General features: G+C 41.7%; 20 protein-coding genes. 13 read left to right on the top strand and 7 right to left on the bottom strand.

What is annotated here, in order from left to right:
* Nucleotide 1 precedes the first annotated feature (1 nt).
* Complete coding sequence (locus RLN88_RS05710) at nucleotides 2-667, bottom strand: ComF family protein (protein ID WP_350220415.1); 666 nt, start codon at nucleotides 665-667, stop codon at nucleotides 2-4.
* Nucleotides 668-688: 21 nt separating this feature from the next.
* On the opposite strand from RLN88_RS05710, the gene RLN88_RS05705 reads away from it, so the two are divergent.
* The 8 genes from RLN88_RS05705 to RLN88_RS05670 all read left to right on the top strand — a co-directional run bounded on the left by RLN88_RS05705 (nucleotide 689) and on the right by RLN88_RS05670 (nucleotide 11,929).
* Entirely contained in the window at nucleotides 689-1,045 is a 357-nt protein-coding gene (locus RLN88_RS05705; RefSeq protein ID WP_350220414.1) for a hypothetical protein, read from the top strand.
* A gap of 40 nt (nucleotides 1,046-1,085) precedes the next feature.
* A complete protein-coding gene (locus RLN88_RS05700) occupies nucleotides 1,086-4,439 on the top strand; it encodes a coiled-coil domain-containing protein (RefSeq protein ID WP_350220413.1) in 3,354 nt (1,117 codons plus the stop codon).
* Nucleotides 4,435-4,836 carry an ATP-binding protein gene (locus RLN88_RS05695; protein WP_350220524.1) on the top strand — a complete coding sequence of 134 codons (402 nt, stop codon included), beginning with the start codon at nucleotides 4,435-4,437 and terminating at the stop codon, nucleotides 4,834-4,836. The genes RLN88_RS05700 and RLN88_RS05695 overlap by 5 nt, the downstream gene beginning before the upstream one ends.
* Before the next feature lie 3 nt (nucleotides 4,837-4,839).
* Nucleotides 4,840-5,262 (top strand): rRNA maturation RNase YbeY, encoded by a 423-nt coding sequence (ybeY, locus tag RLN88_RS05690; protein ID WP_350220412.1) that lies wholly within the window; start codon nucleotides 4,840-4,842, stop codon nucleotides 5,260-5,262.
* A gap of 60 nt (nucleotides 5,263-5,322) precedes the next feature.
* On the top strand, nucleotides 5,323-7,188 hold the full coding sequence (gene mnmG, locus RLN88_RS05685) for a tRNA uridine-5-carboxymethylaminomethyl(34) synthesis enzyme MnmG (protein WP_350220411.1): 1,866 nt from the start codon (nucleotides 5,323-5,325) through the stop codon (nucleotides 7,186-7,188).
* Nucleotides 7,188-8,060: a class I SAM-dependent methyltransferase gene (locus RLN88_RS05680; protein WP_350220410.1), complete on the top strand. Its 873-nt coding sequence runs from the start codon at nucleotides 7,188-7,190 to the stop codon at nucleotides 8,058-8,060. The genes mnmG and RLN88_RS05680 overlap by 1 nt, the downstream gene beginning before the upstream one ends.
* Entirely contained in the window at nucleotides 8,057-9,739 is a 1,683-nt protein-coding gene (locus RLN88_RS05675; protein ID WP_350220409.1) for an Ig-like domain-containing domain, read from the top strand. Before RLN88_RS05680 ends, RLN88_RS05675 begins: the two co-directional genes overlap by 4 nt.
* A gap of 381 nt (nucleotides 9,740-10,120) precedes the next feature.
* A complete protein-coding gene (locus tag RLN88_RS05670; protein ID WP_350220408.1) occupies nucleotides 10,121-11,929 on the top strand; it encodes a tetratricopeptide repeat protein in 1,809 nt (602 codons plus the stop codon).
* Here RLN88_RS05670 and RLN88_RS05665 read toward each other — a convergent pair.
* Complete coding sequence (locus RLN88_RS05665) at nucleotides 11,906-12,376, bottom strand: Lrp/AsnC family transcriptional regulator (protein ID WP_350220407.1); 471 nt, start codon at nucleotides 12,374-12,376, stop codon at nucleotides 11,906-11,908. The two genes, RLN88_RS05670 and RLN88_RS05665, sit on opposite strands and share 24 nt — an antisense overlap.
* A gap of 136 nt (nucleotides 12,377-12,512) precedes the next feature.
* Here RLN88_RS05665 and RLN88_RS05660 point away from each other — a divergent pair, with 136 nt between their 5' ends.
* Complete coding sequence (locus tag RLN88_RS05660; protein ID WP_350220406.1) at nucleotides 12,513-13,751, top strand: cystathionine gamma-synthase family protein; 1,239 nt, start codon at nucleotides 12,513-12,515, stop codon at nucleotides 13,749-13,751.
* On the opposite strand, the gene RLN88_RS05655 is transcribed toward RLN88_RS05660, so the two are convergent.
* On the bottom strand, nucleotides 13,748-14,305 hold the full coding sequence (locus RLN88_RS05655) for a hypothetical protein (RefSeq protein WP_350220405.1): 558 nt from the start codon (nucleotides 14,303-14,305) through the stop codon (nucleotides 13,748-13,750). The two genes, RLN88_RS05660 and RLN88_RS05655, sit on opposite strands and share 4 nt — an antisense overlap.
* Before the next feature lie 86 nt (nucleotides 14,306-14,391).
* Here RLN88_RS05655 and RLN88_RS05650 point away from each other — a divergent pair, with 86 nt between their 5' ends.
* The 4 genes from RLN88_RS05650 to RLN88_RS05635 all read left to right on the top strand — a co-directional run bounded on the left by RLN88_RS05650 (nucleotide 14,392) and on the right by RLN88_RS05635 (nucleotide 20,062).
* On the top strand, nucleotides 14,392-14,886 hold the full coding sequence (locus RLN88_RS05650) for a MarR family winged helix-turn-helix transcriptional regulator (RefSeq protein ID WP_350220404.1): 495 nt from the start codon (nucleotides 14,392-14,394) through the stop codon (nucleotides 14,884-14,886).
* 24 nt (nucleotides 14,887-14,910) lie between these two features.
* On the top strand, nucleotides 14,911-17,292 hold the full coding sequence (locus tag RLN88_RS05645) for a 3-hydroxyacyl-CoA dehydrogenase/enoyl-CoA hydratase family protein (protein ID WP_350220403.1): 2,382 nt from the start codon (nucleotides 14,911-14,913) through the stop codon (nucleotides 17,290-17,292).
* Between the two features lie 35 nt (nucleotides 17,293-17,327).
* A complete protein-coding gene (locus RLN88_RS05640) occupies nucleotides 17,328-18,503 on the top strand; it encodes a thiolase family protein (protein WP_350220402.1) in 1,176 nt (391 codons plus the stop codon).
* A gap of 95 nt (nucleotides 18,504-18,598) precedes the next feature.
* Entirely contained in the window at nucleotides 18,599-20,062 is a 1,464-nt protein-coding gene (locus RLN88_RS05635; protein WP_350220401.1) for a M28 family peptidase, read from the top strand.
* Nucleotides 20,063-20,433: 371 nt separating this feature from the next.
* Here the strand turns inward: RLN88_RS05635 and RLN88_RS05630 are convergent, their stop codons facing one another.
* From RLN88_RS05630 to RLN88_RS05615, 4 genes are all read right to left on the bottom strand, one after another.
* A complete protein-coding gene (locus RLN88_RS05630; RefSeq protein ID WP_350220400.1) occupies nucleotides 20,434-21,093 on the bottom strand; it encodes a response regulator in 660 nt (219 codons plus the stop codon).
* Between the two features lie 21 nt (nucleotides 21,094-21,114).
* Entirely contained in the window at nucleotides 21,115-21,882 is a 768-nt protein-coding gene (locus tag RLN88_RS05625; RefSeq protein WP_350220399.1) for a sensor histidine kinase, read from the bottom strand.
* Between the two features lie 158 nt (nucleotides 21,883-22,040).
* Nucleotides 22,041-22,724 carry a hypothetical protein gene (locus tag RLN88_RS05620; protein WP_350220398.1) on the bottom strand — a complete coding sequence of 228 codons (684 nt, stop codon included), beginning with the start codon at nucleotides 22,722-22,724 and terminating at the stop codon, nucleotides 22,041-22,043.
* A 4-nt stretch (nucleotides 22,725-22,728) separates the two neighbouring features.
* Complete coding sequence (locus RLN88_RS05615; RefSeq protein WP_350220397.1) at nucleotides 22,729-23,085, bottom strand: hypothetical protein; 357 nt, start codon at nucleotides 23,083-23,085, stop codon at nucleotides 22,729-22,731.
* Between the last annotated feature and the right edge of the window lie 214 nt (nucleotides 23,086-23,299).

The raw sequence follows: 23,299 nt of genomic DNA, 5'->3' as shown, positions 1-23,299 counted from the left end.
TTTATTTACCCCTCGCAATTGAAACAATGTGGATTTCTTTCACATTTGCTTCAACAAGCCGCTGACAGAGCATACCAGTTGTTGCTCCTGTAGTAATCACATCATCCACTACCAACGCAGACTGACCAGAAAGATCCTCACTAATTTTAGCATAAACGTTCTCCATGTTTGTCCAGCGCTGTACTTTAGACTTCTTTGTTTGAGTTTCTGTTGCGATAATCCTCTTTGCCAAATCCGATTTTACTTCTGCATTTAACACCTCAGAAATTCCTATTGATATTTGCTCACTTTGATTAAACGTTCGTTTTCTGAGCTTCGACTTGTGAAGCGGAACAGGAACAACAAGATCAATCGGAAGTTCTCTAAGAGATGGGGCAAACCATTTTCCCAACTCAACGCCCAAATCTTTCTTTCCTTTGTATTTTAGATGGTGAAGAAGCTTTTGAGTCACTCCTCCTCTATGAAAATAGAGATAGGATGAGGCTGATTTGACTTTCGGCTCAAACGAAAACTTTCTTAAAAGCTCATTATCCGGATTATGCACATCATTCGTAAATGGAAGATCAATTTTGCATGGAGTGCACAAAAACTTCTCAACGGAGTTTAATGATTGATCACAGTTGATGCAGTTTTGAGGAAATATGAGTGCTATCAAATCTTGCAACATGCACGAAATTTATGATAAATAATGGTTTTTAAAAAGGACCTTGACCTACAAAAAGACTGGGTGTCGCTTCTTTACAAAATCAAAGAGGTCACCGGCAAGCGACCCGCGGACCTTAATTCCGTACTTTTTCTCATTGGCGTTCAAGAGTTGGGAAAAGGAGCTAAATCATTTTCGAAGGAAGAAAAGCAAGACGTAATGCATATTGCAATTTGCAAAGTGCTTTCACTAGCTGGATACTACCAGCTTGAAGGACTTGATGAAGAGGGTTGGCCACACTGGAAACTTATAAAAAAATTGCCCCGTTTTGACCTCCTTGAACAGGAAAAGCTGCTAAAAATTCAAATTCTGGAATATTTCAAAGAAGAAATCGGTTGGTAAACTGCACCTTTGACAGTTATTGTCCGTAAACTATCGAACGATGAGTGGTTTAGATGAAATAAGGAGTAAGCTTGAGTCATTCAAAAGACGATTTTACACCAGGCAGTTGATTCTGGGAGCTTTGATTTTTCTCATTATCAACTCACTTATTTTTCTAGGCATAAGCGGATTAGAGCATCAGCTTTGGCTTGGGGTGGCAGGCAGAACTATCCTTTTCTTTGGATTTTTAATCTTCATCATTGCAACCGGGTACATATTGCTCACCCGGCCGATACTGCGTCTTGCCCGATTAAACAAAGGGTTGAGTGATGAAGAAGCTGCCCGTGAAATATCCAGACACTTCCCTGAAATTGAAGACCGGCTTCTGAATACCCTTCAACTTGGTGCTCAAAATCAAAACGAACTTCTTCAAGCAGCCATTGAGAGAAAATCATCTGATTTTAAGCATCTCATATTTGTGCAGGCCGTTGACTTCTCGCCAGCTAAGAAGTATATCGTTGGGCTTCTTTTGCTGATATCGACATTCACACTTGTTTCCTTCATCAATCCATCGATGATCACCGATAGCCCCAAGCGGATTGTCAATTTCAAAAAGGAATATGTTCCTGAGGCACCATTTCAGTTTAAGATTCAAAACCCAGAATTAACTGCCTTTAGGGGCGAAGATTTTGAGCTAAAAGTCCAAATTATCGGTGAACAAATCCCTGAAAAGGCCCAGCTTTGGATCGATGGGGATCGAAACCCAAAACCGCTGAGCTTAAAAAATGCGGAAATCAGCTATCTGTTTCCAAAAATCCAGTCAGACAAAAAAGTTTATATAGAAGCAGCTGGTTTCAGTTCACAAACAATCAAAATAGTAGTCAATGATCGGCCAAATCTTATTTCCATGCTAATAAGAGTTACCGAACCCGCCTATACGGGAGGTAAACGAAGAACCATTGAAAACACTGGTGACCTTACACTTTTAGAAGGTTCTTCCGTTCTTTGGGAAGTAAATGCCTTGGCTACAGATAGTGCCAATTTCATCCTGAATGGTAAGAGAAAGGGCGTTAACCGCATAAGTGAAAATAACTTTGCCATTGAAGAACGAGTTCTTGAGAGTGGTGGATATCAGATTGATCTTTTCAATCAGTTCAGCAAAAACAAATCCGAGTTGGCTTACTCTCTTCAGGTGGTCAAAGACGAATATCCTGAGATTGTTGCTCAGTATTTTCCCGATTCCATCACCTACCAATCCATAACATTTGCCGGCTCAATTTCCGATGATTATGGATTCTCCGGACTGTACATCAATTATAGAAAGTTCAAACAGAATGATTTCACAAAAATTCCATTGGAAATCAATGCCAAAACGGGAAATCAAAGCTTCTACGCAAGCTGGAACCTAGATACACTCAAGCTTAGTCAAGGAGAGACCCTGGAAGTGTACATGAGTGTGCGAGACAATGACAGAGTAAATGGCCCAAAGGAATCCAGAGCAAGAACATTCATTCTTAAAGCTCCAAGCGAAGATGAAATCAGCGCGTTAATTGCTGAAAAGCAAGATAATGTAGAGGATCAATTGGGAAATACAGAAAAGAGAGTAGAAGAGATTGCCAATCGACTGGAAGAAATCGAAAACCGGTTGAAATCTGAACAAAAGTTTGATTGGCAGGAAAAAAAGCTGCTGAATGATGTTATTGAGGATCGGGAGAAACTAAACGAAGAAATAGAAAAGCTTAAGAAACAGCACGATGAGTTGATGAAATCCAATCAGCAGTTTCAAAAGCAAAGTAGCCAGCTGCAAGAGAAGAGCCAAAAAATGCAGGAGTTACTAGACCAACTAATGGATGAAGAGACGCGAGAGTTGTACGAAAAACTCAAAGAATTGATGAAAGAAGACTCCTCCTCTGATCAAATAAGCCAACAGCTCAATGACCTCAAAAAAAGTGAACAAAACCTGGAAAGAGAATTGGAAAGGGCTCTGGAGCTCTTCAAGCGACTCAAGATGGAAAGTGTGCTAGAGCAAAACCTTCAGAAACTGGATACTTTGAGCAAAAGACAGGAGGAAACCGCCCAGGAGCCTAGTGATTTAGAAACTCAGGAGGGTATCAATGAAGAGTTTGAAGAGTTTCGTAAAAAAATGGATGAGATTCAGGAAATGAATCAGGATCTCAAACGTCCAGAAGCAATGGATGACTTTGAGTTGGAGGAAAGACAAATCGCCAAGGAGCTTAGGGAAATTTCAGAACAAATGCAGGAAGACCAGCAAAGCGAGTCTGGCACTCAATCCACCGAAAAAGAACAACAAGTGGATCAGGAAAATCAAAGCGGTGAGAAGCAGGATTCTAAGCAGAGCACGCAGCAAAAGCAGAAAAGTGCAGCTCAGAAAATGAAGAATCTAAGTCAGAAGCTCACAAAGATGCAAGGAGGCATGCAAATGGAGATGATGCAGGCCAACCTTGATCAGCTTAGGGATATACTGGATAACCTAGTCAAACTATCCTTCAATCAAGAGGAGATCATGCTGGAAATGCGTGAGGTAGATCAGTCTGATCCGCGTTTCCTTGAGCTTTCTCAAAATCAGCTAAAGCTTAAGGATGATGCTAAAGTCATTCAGGATAGCCTGCTTTCACTTGCTTCCAAGGTTGTTCAGATTTCGTCTTATGTGACCAGAGAGGTGGGATCGATCAATGAAAACATTGATGAAGCAATCGAGTTTCTGAAAGACCGCAACAGAAACAGGGCACTTTCCAGCCAGCAATTTGCGATGACCTCCATTAACAACCTTGCACTTTTGCTCGATGACACCATGCAGCAGATGCAAATGGCCATGTCAGAGTCAATGAGTAGTTCCGGCAAACCACAAAAGAAGCCATCACAGGGACTGCCCGATTTACAAGAACTTCAGAATCAACTGGGTGAAAAGATCAATGAACTGAAAGGTTCGGGAAAATCTGGAAGAGAACTTTCTGAAGAGCTGGCAAGGCTCGCTGCAGAGCAGGAAATGATTCGCAGACAAATGGAGATGCTGAAAGAAGCTCAGGATGGCAAACCTGGAGGCGGACTCGGAGGAGATGAAATGAAACGTGCCATTGACATGATGGAGCAAAATGAGACGGATTTGGTAAACAAAAGACTCAGCCAGCAGTTAATCAATCGCCAAAAGCAAATCATGACGCGGATGCTGGAGGCAGAAAAAGCCCAACGAAATCAGGAAATGGACGAGGAGCGGGAAGCCGACAGGCCGAGTGTGATCTCAAGAGAAATACCTCCCGGCTTTGAAAAATATCTGGAACTCAAGAAAAAGGAGATTGAATTACTAAAAACAATTCCTTTAGAATTAAATCCATTTTATAAAAAAGAAGTAAACGACTATTTTAGGCGCTTAAGTTCAGAAGAAGAGAATGATTGATACCATTCAAATACAAATTCCATCACTTCCTGAAAATATCAGGATTGTTGAAAGCTTCATTGATAATGCCAAAGATCAATACCAGCTCAATGACGATATTTATGGCAACATCATGATAGCTGTGACAGAATCTGTCAACAATGCGATCATCCATGGAAACCAATCTAATAGCAAGAAAAACGTACTTCTTCAATTGGCTCTGGAAGAATCCCTCATTCGGTTCACGATTGAAGATGAAGGAAGTGGATTTGATTTCAGCAATCTTCCAGACCCCACTCTTCCAGAAAATCTGAGCAAGCCTGGTGGCCGTGGCATATTTCTAATGAAAAATCTTTGCGATGAGGTTTCATTCAAAAAAGACGGCAGAGTAGCCGAGCTAAGCTTCTACCTTTCTTAATCGATGAATATTCAGTTCTTCGCCGAACACACTGACTTCTCCTTATCTAACGAGGGTGTCATTTCAAAATGGATTAAAGAAATCATTCATTCACATAAATACTCCCTTTCAGAAATTAATTACATATTCTGCTCAGACGAGTATTTGCTGGAAGTCAACCAACGACACCTGGATCACGACTATTATACAGACATCATCACTTTTGACAACTCTGACGAACAAGGAGTAATAGAGTCTGACATCTTTATCAGTATAGATCGGGTGAGAGAAAATGCCGTGAACCAAAACGAGCGCTTTGAAAATGAGCTGAACCGAGTGATGATCCATGGTGTTCTCCATCTCCTGGGATATAGCGACAAGTCAAAAGATGAAAAAAAAGCGATGAGAGAAAAAGAAGACGCCTGTTTATCTTTGCTTAAAATTTAAGTTCCACGTGAAACATTGGTGAGTGGGTCTTGTTAAGGTTCCACGTGAAACATGCAATATATGCTTCAAGAATACGATATCATAGTAGTAGGCGCAGGTCATGCGGGGTGTGAAGCAGCTGCGGCTGCAGCAAACATGGGATCAAAGGTTTTATTGGTTACCATGAATATGAACACCATTGCGCATATGTCCTGCAATCCCGCCATGGGGGGAATTGCAAAGGGTCAAATCATTAGAGAGATTGATGCGCTCGGCGGATACTCGGGTATTGTGACTGACATATCTATGATCCAATTTCGCATGCTCAACCGATCAAAGGGACCTGCCATGTGGAGCCCAAGAGCCCAGTCTGACAGGATGAGATTTGCAGAAGAATGGAGGCTTTCTCTTGAAAGCATACAAAATCTAGACTTCTGGCAGGAAATGGTCAACGGCCTACTGGTGAAAGATGGCCGGGTGATTGGAGTAAAAACCGGAATAGGCTTGGAGATAAAAGCCAAAGCAGTAATACTTACCAACGGCACATTCCTCAACGGACTCATCCATATCGGTGAAAAACAGTTTGGTGGGGGCAGGTCAGGAGAAAGAGCCGCCACGGGAATAACTGAACAACTGGTATCATTAGGCTTTGAATCAGGCCGGATGAAGACCGGGACTCCCCCCAGAGTTGACGGAAGATCACTTGATTACACAAAAATGGAAGAGCAGGAGGGAGACGAAATACCCGGTAAATTTTCCTATCTGGAGTCATCCAGACCTCTGACTCACCAAAGAAGTTGTCATATAACCTACACCAATCCTGAAGTTCATGAAATTCTTCAGACGGGCTTTGAGCAATCTCCTATGTTCACAGGAAGGATTCAGGGATTAGGGCCAAGGTATTGCCCCTCCATCGAGGATAAAATCAATCGATTCGCAGAAAGGGACAGACATCAGATTTTCGTAGAGCCGGAAGGGTGGAATACTGTAGAGATCTACGTAAATGGATTTTCTACTTCTCTTCCGGAAGATGTACAATACAAAGCTTTGAAAAAAGTACCGGGTTTTGAACAAGTAAAAATGTTTAGGCCAGGCTATGCCATAGAGTACGACTTCTTCCCACCAACACAATTATCCAATACACTTGAAACCAAACTGATTGAAAACCTCTACTTCGCGGGACAGATCAATGGAACCACAGGATATGAAGAAGCTGCTTGTCAAGGTCTAATGGCTGGCATCAATGCGCATCTAAAAAACAAGGAAGAGGAAGCTTTCATTCTTAAAAGAAATGAAGCCTACATCGGCGTTTTAATAGATGACCTTATCAATAAAGGGACTGAAGAACCTTACAGAATGTTCACCTCACGCGCTGAATTTCGTCTGCTACTCCGACAGGATAATGCTGACCTTAGACTTACTGAACTGAGTCACAATATTGGTCTGGCCAAAGATGACAGACTTTCTCAGATGCGGGCTAAAAGGAACGAAACGGAAAAACTCAAAAAACTCCTACACGATATTCAGTTCAAACCAAACGAAGCAGAAGACAAGCTTGCCGCATTATCTTCCGCTCCAATTAAGGATCGTTCATCGCTTTCCACCATTCTGAAAAGACCCGAAATCTCTATTTATGATTTTAAATTATTCTCCGGGGAAATTGAAAAGGCATTAAACGAATTCTCGCCAGAGGTTATCGAGCAAACAGAGATTCAAATCAAGTACGAAACCTACATCGAAAGGGAGCAACAAAACTCCGAAAAAATGACTAATCTGGAGAACCTAAAAATCAACAAGTCATTTGATTACAACAAACTAATATCACTTTCAGCAGAGGCTCGGGAAAAATTGCTAAAAATTAGACCCGAAACACTTGGACAGGCCTCCCGAATAAGTGGCGTATCTCCATCTGATGTATCAGTTTTAATGGTTTATTTAGGTAGATAATGTACGAAAGGCTTGATAATTGTCCTATCTGCAAACACACGCAGTTTGACAACTTCATGATTTGTAATGACCACTCCGTTTCCGGAGAAAGTTTTGCGTTGGTCATATGCAGAAAGTGCACCCTCATATTCACCAATCCACGGCCGGTCAAAGAACAGCTAAACAAGTATTATCAAAGCGATCAATACATTTCCCACACGGACAAAGGGAACTCACTAATAAATATTGTCTACAAGCTGGTAAGACTTTATACCCTGAAGAGAAAAGTAAAACTTCTATCACGATACAATGAAACAAAAGGGACGCTGCTCGACTATGGCTGTGGTACCGGGGATTTTCTAAATGCCTCAAGAAAAAACAAGTGGCAAGCTTTTGGATATGAACCCGATGATATGGCTAGATCTATTGCGATAAAAAAGAACCCCAACGCTCTCATAGATTCTCTTGACAATTCGCCAGAAGAACTGAATCTTATCACAGCCTGGCATGTGATCGAGCATGTTTCCAAATTACGAGAGACCATCACCACGCTGAGAAAGAAGTTGAAAAAGGGGGGTCATATGATACTTGCCCTACCGAACTACAAATCATTTGATGCTCAGCATTACAAAGAATACTGGGCGGGATATGATGTACCAAGACATTTGTATCATTTTGATATACGATCTATGGAAGCATTCGCCAGAGAATTTAAGATGAGTATCATAGATGTGCTTCCCATGAAGTTTGATTCCTATTATGTATCTATGCTAAGCGAAAAATATAAAAACGGAGGAAACATTATTCGTGCCTTCAAAAACGGATTCCTATCAAACAAAAAAGCACGGCAGTCTAAACAATACTCCAGTCTGATCTATATTCTCAGAAAATGAAACGACTCCTCTATCTTACCATCTTTATTCTTTGCATTGACTTATCGTTTCATCAATGCGCCAATCCCGGAAGACCTACCGGCGGTCCTAAAGACACCATTCCCCCAACGCTAACATATGAGTCTCCAGTCAATGGCACAACCAATTTTAATGGAGAGGTGATCGAACTACAATTCTCAGAATTCGTCAATGCAGACAAGCTTAAACAAAAACTTATCATCACTCCCAAAACGGACCTCAAGTACAAGTCAATCGTCAAGAGAAATAAGCTAATCATAAAGCTCGAAAGCCCACTAAAAGATTCTACAACATACAATTTCAACTTTGCAGATGGACTCACAGATATCACTGAAAAAAATCCTGCTGTAAATCTCTCATTAGCATTTAGTACAGGAGACTATATTGATAGCATGTCTGTGAAAGGAACAGTGGAAGAACTACTGACCAAGGAGCCAGGCAAAGGCCATACTGTAGGCCTTTATCCAAACACAGATACACTGGACTACTTCACTCAGACTCCCATGTACTTTACCACCGCTAATGATTCAGGAATATTTAGAATGAACTACCTTAAAACAGGTATATACAAAATTTTAGCATTTAATGATGATAACAACAATTTATTACTTGACCCAGGAACAGAATCTCATGGCTTCTTAGAAGAATCTATTCTGCTGGATTCGGCTATCTCATTAAAGCCACTAAAATGCATATTGCAAAATGTCAAACCAATCCAACTCATCAATGCACGTCCGGCAGGGAGATATGTTGAAGCCAAATTCAACAAGATGGTAGATTCTTATAGTATTCAACCAGCTGAGCTAAGTCACAACATAATAGGAGAAAACAATGACATAATCAGGATATATAAATCAGAAAGCATTAACTACTCAGATAGTATTACTTCCATCATTCAAGCATCAGATAGCCTTGGCAATGAAATTATAGATACTGTCAAAATTGTTTTCTTTGAATCAAACAGAAAGCCGTCAGGATTCTCCCTTTCTACAGATCCGTCAACCATAGCGCTCATTGACAATCCCAAACTTTTAATCTCCTTTAACAAACCCGTCCTTGAAATCGACACAACCAAAATCCTGATCAAGGCAGATAGCATATTCTCATCAAACCCAAAATTCTCCTATCAATGGAATTTCAACAAAACTGATTTAACCGCTCAGATTCATTTCATTGCTGATTCCCTCATTGCTCAAGTAGAAAGAAGCATACCGAAAGATACTACCAAAACAGATAGTACATCCTCAATCCAGACTAACAAAAGTGCTCAACGAAAACTAGAACTCATTCTGGAAAAGGGTGCATTCATATCCATTGAAAATGATACATCCCAGATCAAATCATTGTCAATCCAAGAACCAAAAGAAAGTCCGAAAGGTGTTCTTAACATAACAGCAAATACAAACAAACCAAGCTTCATCATCCAGCTACTATCTAGCGATAAAAAAGTTGCTTATCAATCCAAAGATCAAACAAACGTTAGCTTCGCAACGGTAAAGCCAGGCAACTATAAAATCAGAGTATTGATAGACACCAATAATGATGGAAAATGGACCTATGGAAACTTGCTAAAAAATGATGAACCAGAAGAAGTCTATCTCCATCCTGGTGAAATTTCAGTTAGAGAAAACTGGAAAATTGACCTGAGTATAACCTTCTAAACGTGTGTATAAATAGTAACATAGGCGTGGATAATTCTATCGAACCAGTCGCTTATTCATCGGTTCAACTATCGCACTCCAATTAACCATAAAAACATCCAACTTATCGACAATTTATCTCAGAGAAAAAGTTGTCAATCTCTTCACATAAAACAATTACCTAGATATCCACAATACACGTAATCTATTTAATTACAGATACTTAGATGTTTATATCCTGTCAATTCAATTCTTCTAACTTCAATCTTTATAAACAATTCTATTTTCCAAAAACTAAATCAATTTCTTATCCACGTATCCACAGCCCTAATAATAAGAATAGAATTTATTTAAACTTTATATTTAATTATTAGGTATGTATATATGTGAATTACCCCACACATGAGCCGAAAGATTTTACTGCACATATTTTTTCCACTTCATTTGATCATAGCTCAAAGCCACGATCAGATTCAGCTCGCCAATGAATACTATCAGCAAGGTGATCTGGAAAAGGCAAAACTCCTTTATGAGGAGCTCGCTGAAAATCCATATAACATCCAGCTTATTTCCAACAATTATTTGACTCTTCTCAAATCCACCGCCAATTATCATGGTGCAGAAAAATTCTTGGAAAGTGCGATCAGGAAATTTCCATCCAATCTACAGTTTCAGGCAAGTTTGGCAGCAGTCTATAGTGAGGCAGGCGATCTGGACAAACTTGAAAACTATATGAAGAATCTCCGGAAGGAATCTAAAGCGAATCCCTTTCACCTTGGAATTCTGGCTCAGTATTTTGCTAATGAACAGCTCTACAACGAATCAATACAGTTTTTCAAGGATTCCAGAGAAGCCCGAGGCAATCCTACCGTTCATGCGCTCGAGCTTGCATCTCTTTATCGCATGATCAACAACAAATCGGCAATGATCGAAGAGTATCTCAATTATGCATCCGAAAGTCCAAACCGACTGAGCTACATCAAAAACCTCCTGCAAAGCTTCATTCAGGAAGACGAAGATCTGGATGAATTGGAAGCAACCCTCATTAAAAAAATGCAGGAAGATCCAGAAGACACAAAATTTGCTGAGCTTCTCCTTTGGGTCGAATTACAACGAAAAAACTTCTATGGGGCTTTTGTTCAGGCACGAGCCATTGATAAGCGAAATGATCAGCCCGGTGATCGTTGCATGGATATCGGCCAGATTGCCCTGGAAAATAAAGCATATGAAGATGCTGAAGAAATTTTTGAATACGTAACAAAACAATACGGGGATTCTCGAAACTACCAATATGCCAGAAAGTACTGGATGGAATCTAAAGAACAAAAAATCAAGAACACCTATCCCATCAATCAGGCAGATATTCAGGAGCTGGCCGGTCAGTATCAACTTTTATATACGGAGCTTTACCCGTCACAAACTTCCTTTGATGCTCTCAGAAGCAAAGCACTGCTTCATGCTTTTTACCTGGATCAAATAGATATAGCGGCACGATTGCTAATTGACCTGGTGAACAATCCCCGGGCGGGGGCGCAATTAATTTCTCAAAGCAAGCTCGACCTTGGAGATATTTACCTGCTAAAAGGTGAGCCTTGGGAAGCAACCCTTCTTTACTCTCAGGTGGAAAAGGCCCATAAAAGCCATCCGCTCGGATACGATGCGAAACTCAGAAACGCCAGACTTCACTACTTTACCGGAAACTTTGCCCTGGCAAAAGGCCACTTGGATATCCTGAAAAAGAACACCACCCGCGAAATTTCAAACGATGCGATTTCGCTTGGTATGTTGATAACAGATAATACCGCTCTTGACACAACAGATGCAGTGATGCAGGAATTTGCCAATATTGAATTGCTCATTTTTCAAAACAAGAAGGCACAAGCCAATCAGCGACTTTCTAATATGCTGGAGAAATATGTTCATCACTCCATCACAGATGAAGTCTACTGGCTCAAATCAAAACTGGAATTAGAAGCAGGAAATACGGATAGTGCCATCGGTTATCTCGACAAAATTTTGACTTCTTATGCCTATGATATCCTGGCAGATGATGCAGCTTTTAAGAAGGCAGAGATTTTTGAACAACAGCTCAAAGATGTCGAGCAAGCAAAAGCATTGTATCAACAATTTCTCATCAAGTACCCTGGAAGTATGTACGCTGCGGAAGCCAGAAAAAGATTCCGCCAACTAAGAGGGGACTTCATCAATTAAGGGAAGCAGATGCGTTTGCTTCACTTTTTTCAATACCATCATGCTTTGCACCAATCGGATGTTATCGAGTTTCGCCAATTTCTTATTGACAAACTCGGCATACCCGTCCATGTCTTTCACCAGTACTTTGAGTAAAAAATCAAACGACCCGGCCATGTGATAGCACTCCATGACCTCTGGAAATTTTGAAATATCCGTTTCAAATTCTCGCAGAAACTCAGCCTTATGTGACTCGAGTGTCACGGACGAAAACACTTCAAAACCAAACCCAGCCTTCTTCGGATCAATGGAAGCCTGATATCCGGCAATGATTCCTTTTCTCTCCAACCTTTTTACCCTTTCGTAAATCGGAGTGATGCTCAACCCAAGCTCGGCACTAAGCTCTTTCATGGTAAGCTTGCCGTTTTTCTGCAGTAATGAAATGAGCTTTTTGTCCAAATGATCCATGCCTTTCTGTTTTTACCTTCTTTTCAACACCAAATAAGAAAAAATATCCCCTATTATTAACTATTATGGTTGATTTTTCTATATCTATTTCAAATCATAGATAATTCATGCAAATTCGAATTAAAATAATCATGCCATGAAAAAGCTAAGTCCGGAAAGTTTAATGATGTCATATGGTTTCAAGCCAGAATTATCGGAAGGAGCCATCAAACCACCAATTTTTCAAACATCAACTTTCGTTTTTCGAAGTGCAGAGCATGGAAAAGCTTTTTTTGAGCAGGCCTACGGACTTAGGGAAAAAGATGAAGGGGAGGAGCTCGGCCTGATTTACAGCCGACTAAACAATCCGGATCTTGAAATTCTTGAAAACAGGCTTACCCTCTGGGACAATGCGGAAGATGCTGCGGTTTTCGAAAGTGGAATGGGGGCAATCACCACAGCCCTGTTGAGGTTTTTGGAGCCCGGTGATTTGTTGGTTCATAGCAACCCTATCTATGGTGGCACAGATCATTTCATCAAGCACGTCCTTCCAAAATTTGGCATCAACATTCTCGGGTTCGATCCGCACCACAGCGAAGAGGAAATTGAAAAGCTGATTAACGAAAGTGGTCATGCCGATCGCGTGAAAATGATCTATGTGGAAACACCGGCAAATCCTACGAATCAGTTAATCGATCTGGAAATGTGTCGATCGCTGGCGGATAAATTTCAAAAAGAGGAACGACCAATTGTAGCGGTGGACAATACCTACATGGGTCCACTTTGGCAGCATCCGTTAAAGCACGGAGCGGATTTGGTGCTTTACTCTGCCACAAAATATATCGGTGGGCATAGCGATGTGATTGCGGGAGCATGTCTGGGCAGTAAGGAATTGATCGCCCAGGTAAAAGAAATGCGAACTTTCCTCGGAAATATGGCGGGACCATGGACTGGCTGGCTGTTGCTTCGCAGCTTGGAAACACTCAAGGTGAGAATGGAGCAGCAGGCTAGGAACGCGGCACTCGTCTACGAAGGAATCAAAGACCACCCGAAAGTGAAGACCATTCATTATTTGGGCGCATTGAAGCCGGGCACTCGTGACTATGCGATTTTTGAAAAACAATATTCATCGGCAGGCGCGATGCTGTCTATCATCTTGCAAGGAGGGGAAAAAGAAGCATTCAAATTTTTGAACAACCTTAAGCTGATCAAACTTGCAGTAAGCTTGGGAAGTACAGAATCCCTTGCCCAGCACCCGGCATCCATGACCCATGCAGGGGTGGATCCGGAGGACCGTAGAAAATATGGCATTTCTGATAACCTAGTTCGCCTATCCGTTGGGGTAGAAAATGCAGAAGATTTGATTTGGGATATCAGGCAGGCATTGGAGGCTTAGACTAGAACGATTCTCGGAGGAGTGGGCTCCATCAGCGAAGGATCTGGTGAAAAATGCTTGTTCAAAAACCCATTCATTTCGTCGATGGTTTTGTCGGAAAGTAGGGGAAGTAGCTCTTCCATCACCTCACCGGAAATCATGTAAGGAGGATTGTCCATGTTTAGCCGTCCTCCCTTGCAGTGAGCATAAATCTGATATTCCCTGCAATCGTCCATCGGGGTATCCTTGATCATGCATGTCTTTAGTCCCTCTTCGCTGGGCAGGCTTTGCATTCTCATTCGTCGCTCCATGTTCATATTATCCTGAAAATACCGCATCATGTTTTGCCATGATTCCTTTGATATTTCCTTTCGCATACGCTCCGCACAGTCCATGCAAATCGCATAATCGAAAACCACGTCTTTCGCCGCGTATCCCTCGTAGTTTTTCACTGCCTTTTCGATAATGTACTCAGTCTCGTCATCCAGTAAATACTTATCACATTCAATGCACCGCTCGAAAGGCTGATTTGTCTCAAATGAATAAAAGTCTTTAGGGATTTCAATTTCGCTCATATCTCAAATCTACTAGAAAACACATGAGGAGAAAATAGTATGCATGCATAACAAATTTTACTATATTTGAAGGATACAGCACTACCATGAAAAGAGAAGAAACGGTCGATTACAATATAAAGGGACTGTGGCACAGCATCTCCCGAATGTACAATCAGTTTGGGTCAGAGTATGACATCACCGCATCTACGGGTTTTGTGCTTTTAAATATAGACGTTGAAAACGGAACACCCGCAACAAAGATTGCTCCCCTTCTTGGAATGGAATCAAGAAGTTTGACCCGTATGCTGAAAGCTATGGAAGAAAAAGGTTGGGTCTATCGGGAGAAGGATCCTAAGGATGGAAGATCCGTGAGGATTTTCCTTTCCGAAATCGGCCGGGAAAAACGTGAACTCTCACGACGTGCTGTGCGGGAGTTCAATGCTAAAGTGAGAACATTAATTGAAACCGACAGACTTAACAATTTTTTCACAGTACTTCAGGAGATCAGTGCAATTGTTAACGACCAATCGTTGTTCAATAAAGTAGCTGAGCAAATTCAAATCGAATTTGCAGACAGTGGACTAGTTCAGAATCATTAATCGAAATAAAATACACACAAGTAAATGAAACGAACCATTAAGAAAGTAGCAGTACTGGGATCCGGCATCATGGGATCACGAATTGCCTGTCACTTCGCCAACATTGGCGTGGAGGTGATTTTGCTGGATATCGTTCCCAGAGATCTTTCAGATAAAGACAAGGATAAGCCGGCAGCAAGAAACAGACTGGTGAATGATGCCCTTCAAACGGCGATCAAATCCAACCCATCTCCACTCTACGATAAGTCAAGAGCCAGGTTGATTGAGACCGGAAATTTTGATGATGACATGTCCAGAATAAAGGATGTGGATTGGATCATTGAAGTGGTGGTAGAAAATCTGGATATCAAGAAATCGTTATTCGAAAAAGTGGAGAAGGAAAGAAAACCCGGAACACTTATCACATCAAATACTTCAGGAATTCCAATTCACCTGATGCTTGATGGCCGAAGTGAGGATTTCCAGAAACACTTCTGCGGTACACACTTTTTCAACCCACCGAGATACCTGAGACTACTGGAAATTATCCCAACCCCAAAAACAGATCCGGAGATTGTGGACTTCTTCATGAAGTACGGAGATCTCTATCTGGGAAAAGAAACTGTGCTTTGTAAGGACACTCCGGCATTTATCGCAAACCGAATTGGTGTTTACGGCATGATGTCTACCATGCATGTGGTGGATGAGTTGGGACTCACTGTCAATGAGGTGGATAAACTAACCGGCCCGGTAATCGGTCACGCTAAGTCAGCAACATTCAGAACTTCTGATGTGGTAGGTCTGGACACGTTGGTGAATGTTTCCAACAACCTCTACGCAGCACTTGAAAAGGATGAGTCAAGAGATAAATTCAAACTCCCTCGCGTAGTTCAAAAACTATCCGATGAAAAATGGCTGGGAGATAAAACCGGACAGGGCTTTTACAAAAAAGTCAAGAAAGACGGCAGATCGGAGATTCTGGAATTGAACCTTCAAACCTTCGAATACGAAGAGAAATCAAAGGCCAAATTCGATGTGATGGACAAAACCAAAAACATGGAGGATGTGCGAGAGCGACTTCCAGTCCTGGTTAAAGATGGAGGAAAGGCTGGGGAATTTTATAGAAAGACCTTCTACGACCTGTTCAGATACTGCTCCAACCGAATCCCTGAAATCGCGGACGAGCTTTACCGGATAGACCAGGCAGTAGCCGCAGGTTTTGCATGGGAGCTTGGACCGTTTGAATCCTGGGATGTACTGGGAGTAGAAGAAACTGCAGCCAATATGAAGGAAGCTGGCATGGAGCCGGCAAAATGGGTAGGCGAAATGCTAGCCGCAGGCAACAAGAGCTTCTACAAGTTTGAAAATGGTAAGAAGCACTACTACGACATTCCGTCAAAATCATATAAAGTGATTCCTGGAACAGAAGGACTGGTATTCCTGGATGCATTCAAACAAAACAATGTGGTGTGGGAGAAACCAGGGGCAACCATCTACGATATTGGCGATGGTGTGCTGAACCTTGAATTCCATACCAAGATGAATTCAGTTGATGCGGATGTAATCGAAGGGATCAACACCGCCATCACCATGGCGGAAAAAAATTACCGGGGTGTCGTAATCGGAAACGAAGGTCAGAACTTCTCCGCCGGAGCAAACCTCGCAATGCTATTCATGTATGCAGTTGATCAGGAGTTTGATGAGATTGACCTCATGATCCGCACGTTCCAGAATACAATGACCAAAGCGCGCTTTTCAAGCGTGCCGGTTGTGGCTGCCACTTCAGGATTGGTTCTCGGAGGAGGTTGCGAACTTTCTTTGCACTGTGATGCGATTCAGGCTCATGCGGAATCTTATGTTGGCTTGGTTGAAGTTGGTGTTGGCCTCATCCCTGGTGGAGGAGGCACAAAGGAAATGACGCTTCGTGCGGCAGATGATTTCACTCCGGGAGATCCAGAGCTAAACACTCTTCAGGAATACTTCATGAACATCGCTACTGCGAAAGTTGCAACTTCAGCAGAAGAAGCAAGGGGTATGCATATTTTACGTGGAGGCGATGAAGTCACGCTCAACAGAAAACGCCTGCTTACCGATGCAAAGGAAAAAGTAATAGCGCTATCGGATGCCGGATATACACAACCTGTTCCCAGAGACAACATCAAAGTGCAAGGAAAAGCTGCGCTGGCAATGTTCCATGCAGGAATCAGCGGAATGAAATATGGAAGCTACATTTCTGAGCACGATCAGAAAATTGGTCAGAAGCTCGCCTGGATCATGGCGGGTGGGGATTTATCTGCCCCAACCGAAGTGTCAGAACAATACCTGCTTGACCTGGAGCGTGAAGCGTTCCTAAGTCTTTGCGGAGAACCGAAAACGCTGGAGCGAATTCAGAGCATATTGTTCAAAGGAAAACCGCTTCGCAATTGATAATTACTAATTGACAATTAAAAATTGAAAATAACATGAATGCGTATATAGTAGCAGGATATAGATCGGCGGTCGGAAGAGCAAAGAAAGGCGGCTTCCGTTTTTACCGTCCGGATGATTTAGCCGCAGATGTGATTAAGCATCTTGTTGGTTCGATCAAGGATTTTGACGCCACCCGGGTAGATGACTTAATCGTGGGTAATGCGATACCGGAGGCTGAGCAAGGATTACAAATGGGAAGATACATCTCCCTTCTTTCCCTACCGATTTCTGTGCCGGGCATGATCATCAACAGGTATTGTGGTTCCGGTTTGGAAGCAATTCACCTTGCTTGCGCAAGAATTCACTCCGGCACGGCAGACTGCATCATTGCGGGAGGAACAGAGTCCATGTCTTTGGTACCTATGATGGGTTATAAGGCAGCTTTGAACTGGAAGATCGCAGAAAAACATCCAGAATATTATCTTAATATGGGACTTACAGCCGAAGAAGTGGCGAAAGACTTCAACATATCAGCTGAAGATTCTAACCAGTTTGCACTGGAGTCTCATCAAAAAGCAGCCAAGGCAATTAAGGATGGAAAATTTAAAGACGAAATTGTGCCAGTAACTGTGGAAGAAACCTATGTGGGTGAAGATGGGAAGCGGCACAAAAAGGAATTTGTAGTGGACACAGATGAGTGTGTAAGAGAGGATACGACCATGGAAGGACTTGAAAGTTTGAGACCAGCCTTTAAAAATGGAGGTCAGGTAACAGCAGGAAATTCTTCGCCCACTTCGGATGGTGCAGCATTTGTGATGGTCATGAGTGAAAAGATGGTGAAGGAGTACAATCTGGAACCAATCGCACAGATGATCAGCTACACTGCAGCAGGAGTTGATCCACGGATTATGGGAATCGGTCCGGTGGAGGCTGTGCCAAAGGCATTGAAGCAGGCAGGCTTGAAACAAGATGATCTGGATCTCATTGAATTGAATGAAGCTTTCGCGGCTCAATCTCTTGGAGTGATTAGAGGTTTGGATTTAGACACCTCCAAGCTGAACGTGAATGGTGGTGCGATTGCACTGGGCCACCCGCTGGGATGCACAGGAGCGAAGCTTTCCATTTCTCTCTTCAATGAGATGCGCAGACGAAAAGGCAAGTATGGAATGGTGACGGCATGTGTTGGTGGTGGACAGGGAGTTGCCGGAATCTATGAGCTGCTGAACTAACAAAACTTCGGTTATAAATGAATGGGTCACTCTTATGGGTGGCCTTTTTTCGTTATAATGCAGATTCTTTTTTGGAACCCTATCAAATATCACAAATGAAAAAACTACTAGCTCTGACATTAATTGGATTTTGTTCCGCTACAGCCTTCAGCCAGACGGATAAGGAACTTGCTGAGAAAGCTGTAAATCAGGCCATTATCAAAAGTCACATTGGATTTATTGCATCCGATGAGTTGAAGGGAAGAGATACTCCATCAGAAGGACTGAAGATAGCAGCGAAATACATCGAGAGTCGCTTTATGGAATATGGTGTTGAAATAGCCCCTGGAATGGATAGCTATTTTCAACAAGTCCCAATGAAGAAAGTAAGCCCACCCAGTGTGGGCAAACTTGTATTGGGTTCGTCAGAATATAAGCTGAGTGACGACTTCATTATGCTGGAAGGGGATAATACCGAAATCACTAATGCACAATTCGTTTTTGTGAACTATGGTTCGGAAAGTGACCTGAACGAAAAGGATGTCAAAGGCAAAATTGTAGTGGCTTTATGTGGGGATGGGGAAAGTGAAAACCCACAACAATGGTTTGGCCAGTCTGAACAAAAGAGAAAGATGGCAGCAGGCCTTGGGGCAGTTGCATTAGTGGAACTGTACAATTCTCCTCAACTCCCCTGGAATTTTCTAGTAAGGTATTTTTCCGGGGATCAGGTTGTATTGGATGAAGGTAAGGAGGAAGGTCAGTTGACACACCTTTGGATGAATCGTTCATCGCAGGATTTTGACGAAAAGGAGACCAATGCTTCCCTTTCAATTTCAGGAGCGAATGTCATAAAGTTCAACTCCCAAAATGTGGTAGGATATGTACAAGGGTCTGATAATAAGTTGAAGGAAGAGGTGGTTGTTTATTCTGCGCACTACGATCATGTGGGTATTGGAAAAGCAGACGCATCAGGTGACAGCATTTATAATGGATCCCGAGACAATGCCGTGGGAACTGTCACAGTTTTGTCCGCAGCAAAGAGTATCGCAGAAAATCCTACTAAACGATCAGCATTGTTTGTCTTATTTACAGGTGAGGAAAAAGGTCTGCTAGGGAGCAAAGCATTTGTGGACAATACCCCGATACCTCTTGAAAAAATGGTTTACTGCTTCAATTCGGATAACGGCGGATACAATGACACGTCTAAAGCAACAATCATAGGATTGACCAGAACAACCGCTGAAGAAATGATAGTTGAAGCATGCAAAACGTTTGGGCTTGAGGCAATTGAAGACCCAGCCCCAGAGCAAGGCTTGTTTGACCGTTCGGACAATGTTCGCTTTGCTGCAAAAGGAATTCCGGCACCAACATTCAGCATGGGCTTTACCGCCTTTGATGATGAGATCACGAAATATTATCATCAGGCTGGTGATAATCCAAATACGGTGGATTATGCATATCTGGAAAAATTCTTCCGCAGCTACGTGTACGCATGCCGTCTGATTGGAAACTCGAAGAAGGCACCTTTTTGGGTTAAGGGAGACAAGTATTATGATCAGGGGAAAGAATTATACAAATAAAAAAGGCCCGAAAGGGCCTTTCCTATTTACAGTTTTACAGTGATTAGCAGTGCGAATTTTTTAACTAAGACTTAAGTTGAAAATACCTGGGAGTCCACTATGTGAGTGAGATAGTTGGCAAACCAAAGGATTAAGCGAAAACCTTGGACTCCCGGTATCTTCATAGATTAACCATCAACCTAAGAGCATATCATCTATTTGTAATAAATGACAAGATGAAATTAGCTATTTATGATTCTTGAAAATTGGGGGATCATTTTCCTTTCTGAAGGATTATAACCTAAACACCTGTAAAACAATCACTTAGAGTATTCTAAGTGGAAGTGAATTACCTAAAAAAAGGTAGGAGAATACCCAAAAGTGGGTAGTGCTTAAAAACCGGCAATTCCGTTTTGAAAAGCAAACTTTACCAGGCCCACTGCATTTTTAGCCTTGGTTTTCTTCATAAGATTTTTTCGGTGGGTATGTACGGTCTGTTCGCTTAGGTACAATTTCTCTCCGATTTCCTTCATCGTAAGCTCCTGACAGATGAGTTGTAGGATTTCAATTTCTCTCGGACTCACATCCGCCCTTCTGGCAACACCTCTATCTATACCATCCTTTTGCACTTTTTTGTGAAGCGCTTTTGACACAAGGTGATTATAGTAAAAGTCGTTGTTGACCACAGATAGAATCGCTTTATGAACCTCATCGGGTTCAGCATTCTTTAGCAGATAGCTATGCACACCAATTTCAATTAGGTCTGATATGATCTGAAGCGAATCATGCATCGAGATCATTATGATCTTCACGTCAGGGTGTTTTGAAACGATTTTCTTGGCTGTTTCCCAGCCGTCCATTACGGGCATTTCAAGATCCAGCAAGATCAGATGAAAATTTTCAGTGCTGAGTTTTTCAAGTGCTTCCTTTCCATTTTCGGCATCATCCACTTCAGCGACCTCTTCAAAGGACTCCAAAAGCATCATCGTACCCCTTCGAAAAAGGGTATGATCATCCGTGACCAGAATATTTAGCTTATTAGGTTGACTCATCTCACTCGCTTGAGCCTTAAATTAATCAATAGATGGCGCTATAACCAAATTGACTTTTGCTCCACCACTTTCCAGATTGGAGAACTTTACATTTGCCCGGATAACCTGGGCTCTGTTTTTGATATTCAGTAGCCCCATTCCTTCCGAACTCTTTAATACGTCCTCAGGAAACCCTTTGCCATTGTCAGCATATTGAATTTCCGTTTTACTATTTTCCCGATAGACTGAAAGCTCAATCTTATTGGCCTCAGCGTGCTTGATAGAATTATTTAGAAGCTCCTGCACAATTCTATATAGCATGAGCGAGTCTTCGTCAGAAAGGCCGGGATCTTCCCAAAGTGTAATGAAGGTAGATAGCTCATTGGAAGATACCTTTTCAAACAGATCCTCAATGGCATGCTTAAGTCCGTATTTCTTTAAGATGATCGGCATCATTTGGTGGGATATATTCCGAACCTGAGAAATGGTTTCATCCAAGTGTCCTAAGACTTGATCGAGGGACTGCACCCCCTCTTTGCGCTTGGTTACCTGCAGGTTCAATTTGATGGATGACAACATAGCCCCAACACTGTCGTGGAGTTCTGTTCCGAGCCTGTTGCGCTCTGCTTCCTGGGATTTTAGTGTTGAACTAAGCATCTCTTCCTGATGCCGGGTTTTCACTTCCTGCATCTCCAGCTGATTTTCCAACATCTTTCTTCGATAGAGCAATACAAAGAAAACCACAGAGAAGGCCATCAGCATTACACCAATGGTGCCGATAATTACAAGCAAAATGACTTTTCCTTCCACAGGGGAAAAATAAGCGTTTTGTTTAGTAAACAATAATGTTGGGGCTGAAGGGAGTTATCTTCTTGATTGATAGGCCTTTGAGAAAGCGATTAGAAACCAAACAGCTGCGGTGAAAATCAAAGCAGTGCCGTAAACGACAATATTTACAATCAACTCAATCATTTGACTTCTTTGTCCAGCGTTAATGTTAAAAGATGGCCTTTGTCAATTAAGGTGAGAGCATAAAAGAGTATAAGATTTTTCGAAATATTGGCCAAGAGATAAATTGTACTTATATAGATATATGAACTAACTCCGATTTCTAGGTCGAAAACCAAGTATTGAAGAAACAAGTTTCTCAGCAAGGAAAGGCTACTAAAAAGGAATAGAGCAGTGGCAATCCAAAAAATTGGATTGAACTTCAAGCTGCCGGTAGGTTTTTTCAGAAGCTCAAAGTATAGCCTCAGCGCAAGGAATGTAAATACTATACTGGATGAAACCTTGATAAAAGAATTAGAATCTGTAAACGAATAGGTAGTGATAAAGCTGAGTACTGCACCAACATAAAATATGCAAGAAAGTACAATTAGAAGTATTTTATGGTTTGGCAGGATTTTGCTAAACAGCCAAATTGATATCCCAAAATTTAGTAGAAACCAGAGGTTTCCTATTATATAACTGTTTTGATAAACTAACCTCATAAAAAAATAATTGCTGCAATCGGCTAAAGTGCTTGCAGCAATTAATAGAAAGACTACTCCATAGATGGTATTTATTTTTTTACGGTAAAGCATAAAATAGGTAATCCCTGCAATGCCAGAGAAACTATTTAGCTCAAGTAACCATGCATGAAATACTTCCATTTAATTATATATTCTCAGGGCACATGGGAGGGCAACCATAGCCATCATCTGCAGGGTCGTCCCCCCCAGGCACTCCGTTCCTTGCGGCAGCAGCACCAAGAGATTTCATACTTTTATCTAATACGTTTCCATCAGTATCCGCTGGGAACAATATCAATCGTTCCTCACCGTCTTCATTAATTCCTTTGAAGAACCAGATTCCTTCACATCCGTCATAGCTCAGCAGCGTATTGATAATGTCATCCCCAAACAACCACCCTCGTGTTGCATTTGGATTCTCTTTTTGGTACTTCTTCACCCATTGCTTAGCTTTAGACTTATCCATCTTTTTGCCAATTTTTCTTACATCTTCTTTTTTCATGTTTCTAAAGGTTTAGTTGGTTTGAAGACAATGGTAGCACGACCAACAATGGAATCAAAGAGAGGGGAATATAATCTGATGAAAAATACCCAAAAAAGGGTAGTGATTTCGTCGAAAAATTAATTCGGAGATTGGAAGTTAGAGGAAACTAAAAGAAGCGGTTATATTTGCCATCCACATTAAAATCGATTAAAAAATGGCAATGCTTGGAATT

The organism is Ekhidna sp., from assembly GCF_040223195.1.
Classification (GTDB): domain Bacteria; phylum Bacteroidota; class Bacteroidia; order Cytophagales; family Cyclobacteriaceae; genus Ekhidna.
This window is presented reverse-complemented; position numbering and strand designations above follow the sequence as displayed.

What these genes read in the sequence shown, in the direction of transcription:
- RLN88_RS05710 (WP_350220415.1), bottom strand. Translation starts at nt 667, where the DNA reads ATGTTGCAAGATTTGATAGCACTCATATTTCCTCAAAACTGCATCAAC.
- RLN88_RS05705 (WP_350220414.1), top strand. Translation starts at nt 689, where the DNA reads ATGGTTTTTAAAAAGGACCTTGACCTACAAAAAGACTGGGTGTCGCTT.
- RLN88_RS05700 (WP_350220413.1), top strand. Translation starts at nt 1,086, where the DNA reads ATGAGTGGTTTAGATGAAATAAGGAGTAAGCTTGAGTCATTCAAAAGA.
- ybeY (WP_350220412.1), top strand. Translation starts at nt 4,840, where the DNA reads ATGAATATTCAGTTCTTCGCCGAACACACTGACTTCTCCTTATCTAAC.
- mnmG (WP_350220411.1), top strand. Translation starts at nt 5,323, where the DNA reads ATGCTTCAAGAATACGATATCATAGTAGTAGGCGCAGGTCATGCGGGG.
- RLN88_RS05680 (WP_350220410.1), top strand. Translation starts at nt 7,188, where the DNA reads ATGTACGAAAGGCTTGATAATTGTCCTATCTGCAAACACACGCAGTTT.
- RLN88_RS05675 (WP_350220409.1), top strand. Translation starts at nt 8,057, where the DNA reads ATGAAACGACTCCTCTATCTTACCATCTTTATTCTTTGCATTGACTTA.
- RLN88_RS05670 (WP_350220408.1), top strand. Translation starts at nt 10,121, where the DNA reads ATGAGCCGAAAGATTTTACTGCACATATTTTTTCCACTTCATTTGATC.
- RLN88_RS05665 (WP_350220407.1), bottom strand. Translation starts at nt 12,376, where the DNA reads ATGGATCATTTGGACAAAAAGCTCATTTCATTACTGCAGAAAAACGGC.
- RLN88_RS05660 (WP_350220406.1), top strand. Translation starts at nt 12,513, where the DNA reads ATGAAAAAGCTAAGTCCGGAAAGTTTAATGATGTCATATGGTTTCAAG.
- RLN88_RS05655 (WP_350220405.1), bottom strand. Translation starts at nt 14,305, where the DNA reads ATGAGCGAAATTGAAATCCCTAAAGACTTTTATTCATTTGAGACAAAT.
- RLN88_RS05650 (WP_350220404.1), top strand. Translation starts at nt 14,392, where the DNA reads ATGAAAAGAGAAGAAACGGTCGATTACAATATAAAGGGACTGTGGCAC.
- RLN88_RS05645 (WP_350220403.1), top strand. Translation starts at nt 14,911, where the DNA reads ATGAAACGAACCATTAAGAAAGTAGCAGTACTGGGATCCGGCATCATG.
- RLN88_RS05640 (WP_350220402.1), top strand. Translation starts at nt 17,328, where the DNA reads ATGAATGCGTATATAGTAGCAGGATATAGATCGGCGGTCGGAAGAGCA.
- RLN88_RS05635 (WP_350220401.1), top strand. Translation starts at nt 18,599, where the DNA reads ATGAAAAAACTACTAGCTCTGACATTAATTGGATTTTGTTCCGCTACA.
- RLN88_RS05630 (WP_350220400.1), bottom strand. Translation starts at nt 21,093, where the DNA reads ATGAGTCAACCTAATAAGCTAAATATTCTGGTCACGGATGATCATACC.
- RLN88_RS05620 (WP_350220398.1), bottom strand. Translation starts at nt 22,724, where the DNA reads ATGGAAGTATTTCATGCATGGTTACTTGAGCTAAATAGTTTCTCTGGC.
- RLN88_RS05615 (WP_350220397.1), bottom strand. Translation starts at nt 23,085, where the DNA reads ATGAAAAAAGAAGATGTAAGAAAAATTGGCAAAAAGATGGATAAGTCT.